A 12,604-nucleotide genomic window follows, 5' to 3' on the forward strand; every position below is an offset into this window, starting at 1 on the left:
CCACCCGGCCGGCCACCACGAAACCCGCCCCCGCCGGCCAACACCACCCCTACCGCACCACATCCACCGCCTGCACGTCCCGCTCCGGCACCGTCGTCTCCGACTCCAGGTGCACCGCTCCACTCGGCAGAATCCCCGCGCCCCCGTATTTCGCCATCACCCGCCACTGGGCCGCGACGTCCTCCCCCGCATGTTCGGCCGGCAGTTCCCGCCAGAAGTCGAATCCGCCGCACTCGACCAGCTTCTCCCGGTCGAACAGCACGCATCCGGCGACCCAGGCGACCTTGTACGGCCGCCACTCGCCCGCCTTCATCCCGAGTTCCTCGACGAGATGCACGAGGTTCGCGGCGTTGTGCAGTGTCCACCGCCGCTCCTCCTCCGAACCGATCACCTCGGGTTCGACGCCGTCCACCCACTCCTCGTACGGCTCCAGCTCCCCCGGCCGGCGATCATCCAGAAAGGACAGTCCCTGCATCGCGTTGCCGACGAAGCCGCATCGCAGCTCGGACATGGCGGTCCACAACCGGCTCAACGTCCCCGGTTCGAGCCACACGTCGTCGTCCAGGAACAGCACGTGCGACGCGGCGGCCAGGCCCAGCAGGAAGTCCCGATGCTCGGCCAATCCTCGCCTGGGCAGGTGCCGCACGAACTCCACCTCGACGCCCCGCCGCTCCAACTGCCGGGCCATCGCCCGCGCCGGCGCGGTGTCGAAGGACGGCCGCTCGTCCGACTGGTCGCTCACGATCACCCGCCGCAACGGCCCCTCCTGCGCCGCCAGCCCGGCCAACGTCACACCCAACTCGACCGGCCGGTTCCTGGTCGGCACAAGCACTTCGACGCTCACCGCGCTCCCACCCGGCCCCGAATCCGCTCGATCACCGCCGAAGTGGACCGATCCGGCAGGTAGTCCAGGATCCGCACCTCGCCGCCGCAGGACCGAACCACCGGCGTCTCCGGCAGCATCTCCGGCGTGTAGTCCCCGCCCTTCGCGTACACGTCCGGCCGCAGCCGCGAAACCAGCCCCGCCGTCGTGTCGGTGCCGAACGTCGTCACGTGATCAACGCAGCTCAGTGCGGCCAGCACCGCCGCCCGGTCCGACGCCGAGTTCACCGGCCGCCCCGGCCCCTTCAACCGCCGCACGCTGCCGTCGTCGTTCACCGCCACCACGAGCACATCCCCCAGGCGCTTCGCCTGGTTCAAGTACGCGATGTGCCCCCGGTGCAACACGTCGAAGCACCCGTTGGTGAACACGATCCGCCGACCGGCCGCCCGGTGCGCCGCCACCGCCGCCGCAAGCTCGTCGTGATCGAGCAGCGCCGCCCGGAAGCCACCGAGCCGGGCCGTCAACTGCTCCGTCGTGCACACCGACGTCCCCGGCCGGCTCACGACCACATCGGCCGCCGCCTGCGCGAACTCGACACCGGCAGTCGCCGGCAGCCCACCCGCCAACGCCATCGTGAGCGCGGCAACGAACGTGTCCCCAGCCCCCGACGCTTGGCTCTCCGGCGCCGGCTGCGCCCATGTCCGATGCACCGGACCATCTGGAGGCAGCAGCATCGCGCCGTCCCGGTCCAAGGTGACGACCACCGCGCCGGCCCCCGTGGCGGCACGAAGATCCGCGGCCCTGCGCTCCACCTCACCGGTCCGCGCACCCGACCACGCCGTACCGAGCAATGCCGCCGCCTCACTGGCGTTCGGCGTCACTACATCCGGCCGCACGTCCGCCCACGGCGCCAGGTCGTGCGCGTCGACGACCAACAGCGGGCCCCGCAACCGGGCGATCTCCGCCCGGACCTCCGCGGTCAGCGTCCCGGCACCGTAGTCACACACCAGCACCGCATCGCACTGCGGCACCACGTCGCGCAGCACCCCGACAAGCGCCCGCCCGGTGCACGGCCGGACGTCGCCGCTGTCGCCCTCGTCGAACCGGGCCACCAGCTGATCACCGGCGACCACCCGACGCTTGGCCAGCGTCCGACGGCCGTGCTCCACCAACATCGCATCAGTGCGAACACCGGCGGCATCCAACTCACGCCGGATCCGCACACCATCCAGATCCGCCCCGGTCACGGCGACGATCACCGCCTCGGCCCCCAGCGCCGCCAAGTTCGCCGCGGTGTTGGCCGCCCCGCCCGGACGGTTCGTCGCCGACGTGATCTCCACGACCGGGGCCGGCGCCTCGCGGCACAGCCGCGTGCTGCCGCCGCACAGCCAACCGTCCAGCATCGCGTCGCCGACCACCGCGATCCGGAGCCGGCGCTTCGCCAACTGCTCGGGCATGTCAACGGTCAGCATGCCGCCTCCCAGTGCACAACCTTCATCGTCGTCATCTCGTCCAGCAGCTCCGGCCCGTACCCGAACCCGGTCCCGCTCGCGCCGCGCGGCTGCGCCGCCCCACCCGGCGCGCCGCCGAACACCGCGTTGATCTTGACGGTCCCTACCGGCAGCTCCCGCCACGCTCGCTGCGCGTGATCCATGTCCCGGGTCAGCACGGTCGCCGCCAGCCCGTACGGGCCGCTACACGCCAATTCGAGCCCGTGATCGAAGCTGTCGACCACGCACACCGGCGCCACCGGGCCGAAGGTCTCCTCGCGCATCACCCGCATCTCCGGCGTGCAGTCGCTCAACACCGTGTTCGGGTAGTGCGACCCCGTCGCCACCAGCACCGTGCCGCCGGTGACCAGCGAAGCCCCGGCGCGCACCGCCTCCTGCACCTGGCCGTGCACGGAGTCCCGCGCCCTCACGTCGACGAGCGGCCCGGTCACGAACTCCTGCGCCTCGACCTGCAGCGCCTCCAGGAACGGCTTCGCCACGGCCTCGTGCACGAAGACCCGTTCCACGGACGTGCACAGCTGCCCGGCGTTGGTGAACGCTCCCAGCGCCGCCTGCGAAGCCGCCCAGGCCGGATCCACGCCCTCGTCGACCAGCAACGGATCGTTGCCGCCGTTCTCCAGCAGCAACTTCGCCGTGCTGTTCCGGGCGATCTCCCGACCGGTCGCGGTGCTGCCCACGTGTGCGACCACGTCGACCCCCGGTTGCGAAGCCAGCGCCTCGCCGACCCAGCCGTCACCGGGCAGCCACTGCAGGACGTGCTCCGGGAACAGGTCGGCGAGCAGCTTGGTCAGCAGCTCCCCCACGTGCGGCGACCGCTCGCTGGGCTTGTGCACCACGGCGTTCCCCACCGCCAGCGCCGCCCCGATGAGCCCGCACGCGATCGCCACCGGGTCGTTCCACGGCGTGATCGCCGCGACCACGCCGCGCGGCTCCGGCACCATCAGGTCCGTCGCCGACCACGCGCCGTGCAACACGCGCCCGCGGTGCAGCGGCCCCAGCTCGGCGTACTGGTCGAGCGTGCCCGCCGCGGCCAGGACACCGCCGCGCGCCTCGTCGATCAGCCGGCCGGTGTCGGCGTTGTTGGCGGCGGCCAGCTCGTCGGCCGCCGACCGCAGCCTGGCGGCCGCGGCCGCCAGGGCGGCTCCTCGTTCGGCGGCCGGGGTCCTGGCCCAGCCGCGCTGCGCCGCCCGGGCAGCGGCGACGACCTGTTCGACTTCGCTCATGCCCTCGCGGCTACCCGGTGATTGCCGGCTTAAGCGGCCGGGCATACCGATGTCATGCGCCCGTTCGACGATGTGCACAGGATCGCGATACTCCGCGGCGGCGGCCTCGGCGACCTGATCTTCGTGCTGCCCGCCGTGCACGCCGTCCGGAACGCCTATCCCGGGGCGGAGATCGTGCTGCTCGGCACCGGCCAGCACGCCCGGCTGCTCGAGGGCCGGCCGAGTCCGATCGACCGGGTGATGCGCCTGCCGGCGGCCAAGGGCGTGTACGAGCCGCTGCCCGGTGTGCACGACGATCCGCCCGCCCTGCACCGGTTCTTCCAAGCGGCGCTGGCGGAGCGCTTCGATCTGGCGTTTCAGCTGCACGGCGGCGGTCGGTGGTCGAACCCGTTCGTACGGAGCCTCGGCGCCCGGCACACCGTCGGCACGCGGACCCCGGACGCGGCCCCGCTCGCCCGCTGGCTGCCGTACCGGTACTACCAGCACGAAATCCTGCGCTGGCTGGAGGTCGTGGCCCTGGCCGGGGCGCCGCAGGTGACGCTGGACGCCGGACTGGCCGTGACGGACCACGACCTGACCGAGGCCGCCGAGGCGTTGTCCGGCCTGCCCGGCCGCCTGGTGACGCTGCATCCCGGCGCGACGGATCCGCGACGGCGTTGGCCCGCCGAGAAGTACGCCGAGGTGGCCGTGCACGCCGTCAGCCAGGGCCACGGCGTCGCGGTGGTCGGCAACGGCGCGGAATCCGCGCTGGTGCAGGAGATCGTGGACCGGGCCCGGAGCCGTTCGCGGTCGCCGATGAGCATTCGCGGGCTGGCGGGCGTGCTGGACCTGAACGGGCTGGTCGGCGTCCTGGCCCGGAGCGACGTCGTGGTGGCCAACGACAGCGGGCCCCGGCACATGGCCGAGGCGATCGGCACGCCGACGGTGAGCGTCTTCTGGTGCGGCAACATGATCAACGCCGGGCCGTTCTGGCGGGGCGTGCACCGCCCACACATCTCGTGGATGGTGCACTGCCCCGTCTGCGGCCGCTGGCTGACCGACCAGAACGTGCCGGACTGCGGTCACCGCACGCCGTGGGTGGCCGACGTGCCGGTCGACGGCGTCCTCGCCGACGTGGACGAGATCATGGCGGCCACGATCCCTCCTCAGCGTGGGTCACGACCAGTTCCCGAAGCTCGCAGTTCGCCGGCTGGCTGAGCGCGAACACCACGGCCGCGGCCACGTCGTCCGGGTCGTTGAGCCGGGCGTCGGACGGCGGCTTGTACTGCTCCTCGCGGTCGTCGAAGAACTTCGTCCGCATGCCGCCGGGCACCAGCAGCGTCACGCCGACCTTCCCGGTCAGCTCGGCGGTCAGCGCCCGGGTGAAGCCGACGACACCGAACTTCGAGGCGCAGTAGGCGGTCGCGTCGCTGACCGCGCTGAAGCCCAGCGTCGACGACACCGTCACGATCCGGCCCCGCGCCTCGATCAAGTACGGCAGCGCGGCCCGCACAACGGCCGCCGTGCCGAGCAGATTCACCGTCACGACACGATCCCACTCGGCACCGTCTATATCGGACAGTGTGCCGCAGCGGTCGGTGCCGGCGGCGGTCACCACACCGCTCAGGCCACCGTTGCGCTCGGCGATCTCACGCACGGCCCGCTCGGCAGCACGGGTGTCGGACAGGTCCACCTGCACGAAGTCGTCGCACTCCGCCGGCTCGACCACGTCCAGCACGGCCGCCTTGCCGCCGGCCTTGCGCACCGCCCGCACGACGGCCGCGCCCAGGCCGGACGCTCCGCCGGTGACAGCGATGGTTTCCACTGATTTCTCCCCTCACTTCGCGTGCGACAACAGGTCCACGAGCCGCGTGGTGGAGCGGCCCGCGTGGTAGGGCACGACAACGCTTTCGCCGCCCCATTCCCGCACGACCTCGGACTCCGGCAGCGTCTCCGCCGAGTAGTCGCCGCCCTTCACCCAGACGTCCGGCCGCAGTTCGCGCAGCACATCGCAGGGCGTGTCGCCGTCGAAGATCACGACGGCGTCGACGCAGTCGAGCGAACGCAGCATCTCGGCCCGGTCGCGCTGGTTGTTGACCGGTCGCGACGGGCCCTTCAGCCGCCGCACCGATTCGTCGGAATTCAGGCATACCACGAGGAAATCGCCGAGGCGGCGGGCCGCGTGCAGGGTGCGGGTGTGTCCGGTGTGGAGGATGTCGAAGCAGCCGCCGGTGGCGACGACCTTGCCGCCACGGGCCCGGACCGCCGCGATGGAACGTTGTGCGTCGGTGGAACCGCCGGCAGAGACGTACTCCGAGGCGGCAACGACGCCGGCGGCGACGGCGACGTCCAGTGCATCGCCCCGCATCAGGCCGGCGGCGACCGAGGACGCGAACCGGTCGCCCGCGCCACAGGGGTCGAGCACCGGAACATGTGGCGCCGGCACGACAATCGGCGCTTCCCCGCCATTGTGCAGCAACGCGCCGCGGCTGCCCAACGTCACGGCGACGGCCCGCGCCCGCAGCCGCGAGCGCAGCGCCTCCGCCGCCAGTCGAGCGCCCTCCAACCCCTTCGCCGCAACACCGCTGGCGGTCAACGCCTCCGACAGGTTCGGCGTGACCAACCGGACGCCCGGCACGGGCTCCGGACCGCGCGGATGCGGGTCCCACACAACGGGAACCCGCTGTGCCGCAGTAGAAAGCACCTTGCGCAGCTCCGGATCGGCGGCGATTCCCCGACCGTAGTCGGACACCAGCACGGCATCGGCGGACCGCACCGCGTCGAGCATCTCGGCCGTGACCTCCGGCGGCCGTTCGCTGCCGCCGCGATCGACCCGGGCCAGGGAATGGCCGTCCGCCCGCAGCCGGGTCTTCACGACGGTCGCCCCGAAGGATCGACCGGCGACCACGCGAACATCGGACAGGCACGACCGCAGCACGGCGGCGTCCTCGTCGTCCGACAACGCCGTCACCAATGCCGTCGACACGCCGTCGCCAGCGGCCAGAAAGGCGGCCAGACCGGCGCCACCGGCCCGGGGCCGTTCGGTCGCCATGTCCAGCACGGGCGCCGGGCCGTCGGGGCACACGCGGCTCACCGAACCGACGATGTCCACGTCCAACAGCACGTCGCCGACCACGACCAGATTCACGAGGCCCGCCTCTCCAACAACGCCAACGCCTGCTCGAACGCGCCACACAACACGTGCACGGCAACGAGGTGCGCCTCCTGGACGGTCGCCGGCTCGGCCGGCACGCACAGCGCATCGTCCACAATGGACGCCAGTGGGTTCGGGGCACGGCCGGTCATCGCCCAGCACACCGCCCCGGCGCTACGGGCCGCCTCGGCGGCGCGCACGACGTTCGGGCTCTTGCCGCTGGTGGACAGCAGCATCACGATGTCCCCCGGCCGCGCATGGGCCGCCACCTGGCGGGCGAACACCTCGTCGTAGCCGTAGTCGTTGCCGATCGCGGTCATCGCGGACGTGTCGGCGTGCAGCGCGATCGCCGAGAAGGCCGGCCGCTCGCCGTCGAAACGTCCCACCAGCTCGGCGGTCAGGTGCTGGGCCTCCGCGGCCGAGCCGCCGTTGCCCGCGGCGAGTAGTCGACCGCCGGATCGCAGCGTGGCGGCCAGTCTCTGGCCCCAGCTGTCCAGCACCGACGACTGCGCGCAGAGCCAGTCCAGCGCCTCGTGCAGGTCGTCGACGTGTCTGACCGAGTTCACGACGAGACCTCCAGGGCTGTGCCGGCCGGCACGACGCCGGCGCGGTGGTAGATCTGCACGGTGTCGGCGGCGATCCGGTCCCAGGAGTAGCGGGCTTGCGCCCGGTCGCGACCGGCGGCGCCGTAAGCCTGGCGCAGCGTGGGATCTTCCAGCAGCGGGCGCAGCACTCGGGCCAGCGCGGCCGGAGAACGCGGCGGGACATGCCGTCCGGTGACGCCGTCGACGACGGTGTCGGTGAGGCCGCCGGTGGCGGCGGCCACCACCGGGACGCCGCACGCCATCGCCTCCAGCGGCACGATGCCGAACGGCTCGTACCAGGGCGTGCAGACGACGACGTCGGCCGACCGCAGCAGCGCCGGCATCTCCTCGCGGGACATCTGGCCGAGCAGGGTGACCCGGTCACTGACGCCGACGTGGTTGGCCACCTGGCGCAGTCGCCGAGCCTCCTCGTCCGCGGCCAGCCCGGACGGCTGCGGGCCGCCGGCGATCACGAGCTCGGTGTGCGGCAGCCGGGCCAGCGCCTCGATGGCGATGTCGAACCCCTTGCGCTGCACCAACCGCCCCACGGCGAGCAGCCGGTGGCGGTCGCCGCGCTCGGCGACGGGCCCCTCCGGACTGAACTGCCGCAGGTCCACGCCGCACGGCACCACGGAGATCCGCGACCGCGGCACGCCCATTCGGACCAGCTCGAACACCTCGTCGGAGCAGGTCGCGGCCACCCGGGAGACGGTCCGTCCGACCAGGCGCTCCAGGCGTAGTCGCCCGGCCGGGCTGGTGTCCTGGCTGCCCTGGTGACGGCGCTTGACCGAGCCGAGCGCGTGGAAGGTCTGCACCACCGGCACGTCCAGCTTGTCCGCACCCAGCACGGAGGCCAGGCCGGACATCCAGAAGTGCGCGTGCACGATGTCGGGCGGCTGATGACGCCACTCGCGGGCCAGCGTGTCGGCGAATTCGCCCATGTGCGGGAGCATTTCGTCCTTGGGTAGCGGGCCCGGCGGACCGGCCGGCACGTGCACGACACTGAAGCCTCGGGCCGTGTCGACCCGCCTGGGCAGGTCCGGGTCGGCCTGGCGGGTGTAGACGACGACCTCGTGGCCCTGCCTGGCCAGCGCCGACGACAACTCGGCCACGTGCAGGTTCTGCCCGCCGCAGTCGACCTCACCGAGCGCGGCCAGCGGACTGGCGTGCTCGGAGACCATCGAGATCCTCATGACTACCTCCCACGTTCCACGGTCTCGGTCAGCAGCCAGTCCCAGTCCCGCAGGAAGGCCGCCAACCCGTATCTCGCCAGCGCCGCCTGCCTGGCCTGTTTGCCCAGCTCGGCCGCCAGCTCCGGGGCGTTGATCAGCTCCCGTGCCGTGTCGGCCAGCACCTCCACCTGGGTGGAGACCACGCCGGCGTCGGGCGGCACGGCCTCGATCGCCTCGGTCGCCGCGAACACCACCACCGGCATGCCCAGGTGCATCGCCTCGATGAGGGACAGCCCCAGTGAAGTCCAGCGCAACGGGTGCACGTACACCCGCCGGCGGGCCAGCTCGGTGTGCAGTTCGTCGGTCCACAGGTCGCCGACCGGGTGCACGCCCGGGAGGTCGAGCCGATCGACGTGAATGCCGAACACGTCGATCGGGGCGAACCTCGGCAGCAGGTCGGTGCCGGTGATCCTGGCCCGGCGCACCGGTTCGTTGATCACGGCCGCGGCCCGCGGCAGTTCACCGGTGTAGCGCTCGCCGGGATCCGGGACGCCGTGCTCGATCACGGTGGTCGGCGCCCGGCCCGAATCCCACATCACCTCGTTGAAGTGCGTGACGTGGACCAGCCGGATGTCGTCCCGGTCGGCCAGCGGATGCGGCTGCCCCTTCGGGGTGTTGTGCTCCACGTAGACCATCGGCGCCCTGCCGCGCACCCACTTCGGCACCTCGTCGATCTCTTCCGGCCGTTGCAGCACGACAACGTCCACATCGGACGCCTCGGTGATCTCGACGGCGTTGGGCCAGTCGCGGCCGCACTTGCCGCCGCCCCACGGCCCGGTCGGGATCAGGTATTCGTGCCGGCCGGCGACGAAGGCGGACATCCACGCCGCATGCACGTGCCACACCAGGACACGGAGCCGGCGGTCCGGCGCGGCCCAGGTGGGCGGTGGCAGCACAGCGCGTTCACTCATGCACGTACCCCCTGCATCGCTTCGACCGCGTCGGCAACCTCGGCGGCGGTGACGTCGTTCAGGCACGGGTGGCCGGCGAGCGGGCAGATCCGGGCCCGACTGTCGCGGCAGGGCGAGTCCTGGTCACCCAGCAGCACGTACGGCACGCGGTACGGCGCCCACCGCCGCGACGGGACGACCGGGGAGAACAGCGACACGACGGGCGTTCCGACCGCCGCGGCCAGATGCGCGGGGCCGGTGTTCCCGACCACCAGGGCATCCGCGCCGGCGATCGTCGCCGCCAGTTGTGAGAACGTCGTCCGGCCGCCGAGATCGAGTCCACAGTGGCCGGCGACACGAGCCGTCAGGGCACGCTCGTCGGGGCTACCCGTGACCACTACACGGATGCCGCGGCGGGCCAGTTCGATCACGGTTTCCGCGCACCGCTCCGGCGACCAGGCCCGTGACGGAACCGAGGCGCCGGGATGCAGCACCACGTACGGGTCGTTGCCGACGAGACGGGGACGCTTCGGCAGCGCACGCACGGCGAGCCGGCCGTCGTCGGCGGGTCCGAGCGCGAAGCCGGCCGCCCTGGCGACGGTGAGGGCGCGTTCGGGCTCCGGCAGGTCCTCGTCGACCTCGATGCCGGGCCGCAGGCGGATGTCCAGCAGGGAACCCGGATAGTCCTCCGACACGGCCGCGATCCACGGCACGCCGGCCATCCGCAGCACCAGCGCCATCGGCAGCGGCGACTGGTGGTACGAGGTGAGGATCAACGCCGTGTCGAACCTGCGGCGCTGCAAGGTCTTGCGCACGGACTCGATGTCACGCCGGTCCACATCGGACGGCGTGGGGTCGATCCACGGGCAGCGCCACACCAGCACGTCGCTGACCCCGGGCAGCATCCTCGCCGCCTGCTTCCCTCGGGGTCCACACAGGAACGTGACGTCGTTGCCCTGGGCCGCGGCGCGCACCGCCGGGCCCGACACGAGCACGTCGCCCTCGCTGTCGAGGCGGACGACCAGCACCTGACGCCTCATCGCAGCACCTTTTCCACGGCGGCAAGGAGATTCGGGCTCACCTCGGGAGCGGCGTCGACCTCCTCGCGGCGCGTCTCGGCCGTGGGCACGAGAATCGTCCGCGCGCCGGCGGCGAGGCCGGCGTCGACGTCGCTGCCGATGTCGCCGATCAGGGTGATGCGGTCCGTCGGCACGCCCAGGGATGCGGACGCCGCCAGCACCATGCCCGGCTCCGGCTTGCGGCACGGGCAGCCGTCGTTCGCGCCGTGCGGGCATATCTGCCAGGTATCAAATGGGCCGAGCAGCCGCTCGACCCGTTGGTTCACCGCCCGCACGTCGTCCAGCGTCAGCTTTCCTCGGGCCACACCGGACTGGTTCGTCACCACGCCGACCGCGATCCCCCGGTCCCGCAACAGGTCCAGGGCTCGACGCGCACCCGGCACCGGGCGTACCCTGCCCGGGTCGCCGTTGTAGGGCACGTCGACGATCAGGGTGCCGTCCCGGTCGAACAGCACCGCGTCGCAGCCATGGCTCGCAGTCACGGGGGACGAGATTTCCGCTGCGAGTAGGAGTAAACGCGGCCCGAGCAACTACTACTCACCGTGACCGCGCACCCGTCGGAGGTCTGTTTGCCGACGCCGCAACGGGGTAGCCCGACCCGGGTGTCCACTGTGCTTGCCTTGCGGGCCTTGAATCTCGGCGATCTCCTCGTGGCGGTGCCGGCGCTGCGCGCGCTGCGTAGGCACTGGCCGGAACACCGGCTGCAGCTGGCGACCTCCGCCTGGCTGGAGCCGATCGTTCGGCTCGGCGGCGGCATCGACGAGCTCGTGCCGGCCAACGGCCTCCATCCGCTCGACGGGGTGGAGAATCCCGATGTCGCCGTCAACCTGCACGGGGCCGGACCGCAGAGCAATGAGGTTCTGGACGCCCTCGGGCCGCGGCACCGCATCGGGCACCGTGGTCATGGCTGGGACGGACCGATCTGGACAGACGGCCTGCACGAACGGCAGCGCTGGTGCCGGATGCTCACCGCGCACGGCATCGACTGCGACGCGGACGACCTCCTGCTCCGGCGGCCGGACATCGGCAGCGTCGCCCCCGGCGCCGTGGTCGTCCATCCCGGCGCCGGTTACGGCAGCCGGCGCTGGCCGGTCGAGCGGTACGCCCAGGTGGCGGCCAAGATCGACCGCCGGGTCGTGGTGACCGGCACCGAGCGGGAACGCGACCTCGCGCTGGCCGTCGGCGTGCCCGATGAGGACGTCCTCGCCGGTCGCCTGGACCTGACCGAGCTGGCCGCGCTGATCGCCGAGGCGCACCTGGTGATTTCCGCCGACACGGGCGTCGCTCACCTTTCCTACGCCTACCGGACGCCGTCCGTCGTGCTGTTCGGTCCGGCTCCGGTCGAGCAATGGGGCCCGCCCGCCGACGGTCCACACCGCTGCCTCACGGTGGCGTCGGCTCGGCGCGGTGATCCTTTCACCGACGATCCCGATCCCGCGCTGCTCGGCGTGTCCGTCGACGATGTGCTGGCGGGTGTCGCGGCGCTGACCAGCGGGTAGTTCCAGTACATCGGAACAGCCACGCTGGGAGGAGACCAATGCCTCAGGACGAAGCCTCGACCGGCCAGCTGCTGGCTCGGTTGAGCGAGCAACTGTCCACCCTCGTACGGGACGAGGCCGCGCTCGCCGTCGTGGAGGTCAAGACCAAGGCCAAGGCCGCGGGCCTGGGCGTCGGCGTGCTGGTCGGGGCCGCGCTGTTCGGCTTCCTCGGCCTGTGCGCGCTCATCGCGTGCGCCATCATCGCGCTCGCCCTGGTGCTGCCCGCCTGGCTCTCGGCCCTCGCCGTCGGCGGCGCCCTCATCCTGCTGGCCGGCGCCCTCGGCGCGTTCGCGCTGGTCAAGCTGCGCAAGGGCGTGCCGCCGGTGCCGGAGGAGACCGTCGCCAACGTCAAGGACGACGCGGCGATCATCCGCCGGGCGGTGACCCGATGAGCAGCCGCCCCGACGATCCCGCGCTACTCCGCGAGGAGATCGAGCGGACCCGTGAGGAGATCGTCGACACCATCGCCCGCCTGCACGGCAAGGTCGACCGCGCCCGCAAGGTCCCGGCGGCGGTCATCGCCGTCGGCGGCCTGGGCGTGCTGGTGCTCGTGGTCCTGCTGCTCCGGCGGCGCTGACCAGGGTCGCGGCG

Annotated in this window: 14 protein-coding genes; 4 read left to right on the plus strand and 10 right to left on the minus strand. The window is 72.3% G+C overall.

Translation table 11 applies throughout. The annotated features are described in order from the left end of the window. Window positions 1–49: 49 nt before the first annotated feature. From BJ998_RS41695 to BJ998_RS41705, 3 genes are read right to left on the minus strand one after another with little or no spacing between them, the layout of a single operon-like run. Window positions 50–844: a glycosyltransferase family 2 protein gene (locus BJ998_RS41695; RefSeq protein ID WP_184869642.1), complete on the minus strand. Its 795-nt coding sequence runs from the start codon at window positions 842–844 to the stop codon at window positions 50–52. Continuing rightward, window positions 841–2,295 carry a D-glycero-beta-D-manno-heptose 1-phosphate adenylyltransferase gene (rfaE2, locus tag BJ998_RS41700; RefSeq protein ID WP_184869643.1) on the minus strand — a complete coding sequence of 485 codons (1,455 nt, stop codon included), beginning with the start codon at window positions 2,293–2,295 and terminating at the stop codon, window positions 841–843. Before rfaE2 (BJ998_RS41700) ends, BJ998_RS41695 begins: the two co-directional genes overlap by 4 nt. Beyond that, on the minus strand, window positions 2,289–3,602 hold the full coding sequence (locus tag BJ998_RS41705; RefSeq protein ID WP_184869644.1) for an aldehyde dehydrogenase family protein: 1,314 nt from the start codon (window positions 3,600–3,602) through the stop codon (window positions 2,289–2,291). Before BJ998_RS41705 ends, rfaE2 (BJ998_RS41700) begins: the two co-directional genes overlap by 7 nt. A 9-nt stretch (window positions 3,603–3,611) precedes the next feature. Between BJ998_RS41705 and BJ998_RS41710 the strand changes: the two genes are divergently transcribed. Beyond that, a complete protein-coding gene (locus BJ998_RS41710) occupies window positions 3,612–4,754 on the plus strand; it encodes a glycosyltransferase family 9 protein (protein WP_184869645.1) in 1,143 nt (380 codons plus the stop codon). On the opposite strand, the gene BJ998_RS41715 is transcribed toward BJ998_RS41710, so the two are convergent. The 7 genes from BJ998_RS41715 to BJ998_RS41745 are packed head-to-tail and all read right to left on the minus strand — an operon-like array spanning window position 4,681 to window position 10,957. Next, on the minus strand, window positions 4,681–5,361 hold the full coding sequence (locus BJ998_RS41715; protein ID WP_184869646.1) for an SDR family oxidoreductase: 681 nt from the start codon (window positions 5,359–5,361) through the stop codon (window positions 4,681–4,683). The genes BJ998_RS41710 and BJ998_RS41715 overlap by 74 nt on opposite strands. Window positions 5,362–5,373: 12 nt before the next feature. After that, window positions 5,374–6,684: a D-glycero-beta-D-manno-heptose 1-phosphate adenylyltransferase gene (gene rfaE2 / locus BJ998_RS41720; protein WP_184869647.1), complete on the minus strand. Its 1,311-nt coding sequence runs from the start codon at window positions 6,682–6,684 to the stop codon at window positions 5,374–5,376. Further along, window positions 6,681–7,256, minus strand: coding sequence for a D-sedoheptulose-7-phosphate isomerase (locus tag BJ998_RS41725; RefSeq protein ID WP_184869648.1), 576 nt, complete (start codon window positions 7,254–7,256; stop codon window positions 6,681–6,683). Before BJ998_RS41725 ends, rfaE2 (BJ998_RS41720) begins: the two co-directional genes overlap by 4 nt. After that, a complete protein-coding gene (locus BJ998_RS41730) occupies window positions 7,253–8,467 on the minus strand; it encodes a glycosyltransferase (RefSeq protein WP_184869649.1) in 1,215 nt (404 codons plus the stop codon). The genes BJ998_RS41725 and BJ998_RS41730 overlap by 4 nt, the downstream gene beginning before the upstream one ends. Window positions 8,468–8,469: 2 nt before the next feature. Next, complete coding sequence (locus BJ998_RS41735; protein WP_184869650.1) at window positions 8,470–9,417, minus strand: glycosyltransferase; 948 nt, start codon at window positions 9,415–9,417, stop codon at window positions 8,470–8,472. Then, window positions 9,414–10,436, minus strand: coding sequence for a glycosyltransferase family 9 protein (locus BJ998_RS41740; protein ID WP_184869651.1), 1,023 nt, complete (start codon window positions 10,434–10,436; stop codon window positions 9,414–9,416). Before BJ998_RS41740 ends, BJ998_RS41735 begins: the two co-directional genes overlap by 4 nt. After that, window positions 10,433–10,957, minus strand: a complete 525-nt coding sequence (locus BJ998_RS41745) for a D-glycero-alpha-D-manno-heptose-1,7-bisphosphate 7-phosphatase (RefSeq protein WP_184869652.1) — start codon at window positions 10,955–10,957, stop codon at window positions 10,433–10,435. The genes BJ998_RS41740 and BJ998_RS41745 overlap by 4 nt, the downstream gene beginning before the upstream one ends. A gap of 120 nt (window positions 10,958–11,077) precedes the next feature. On the opposite strand from BJ998_RS41745, the gene BJ998_RS41750 reads away from it, so the two are divergent. The 3 genes from BJ998_RS41750 to BJ998_RS41760 are packed head-to-tail and all read left to right on the plus strand — an operon-like array spanning window position 11,078 to window position 12,590. Then, on the plus strand, window positions 11,078–11,974 hold the full coding sequence (locus tag BJ998_RS41750) for a glycosyltransferase family 9 protein (protein ID WP_312890641.1): 897 nt from the start codon (window positions 11,078–11,080) through the stop codon (window positions 11,972–11,974). A 38-nt stretch (window positions 11,975–12,012) separates the two neighbouring features. Continuing rightward, the gene (locus tag BJ998_RS41755; RefSeq protein ID WP_184869653.1) at window positions 12,013–12,405 is read left to right on the plus strand and encodes a phage holin family protein; all 393 of its coding nucleotides are present in this window, start codon (window positions 12,013–12,015) and stop codon (window positions 12,403–12,405) included. Continuing rightward, window positions 12,402–12,590, plus strand: a complete 189-nt coding sequence (locus tag BJ998_RS41760) for a DUF3618 domain-containing protein (protein ID WP_184869654.1) — start codon at window positions 12,402–12,404, stop codon at window positions 12,588–12,590. The genes BJ998_RS41755 and BJ998_RS41760 overlap by 4 nt, the downstream gene beginning before the upstream one ends. Window positions 12,591–12,604: the final 14 nt, after the last annotated feature.

The organism is Kutzneria kofuensis (assembly GCF_014203355.1).
GTDB classification, from domain to species: Bacteria; Actinomycetota; Actinomycetes; order Mycobacteriales; family Pseudonocardiaceae; genus Kutzneria; species Kutzneria kofuensis.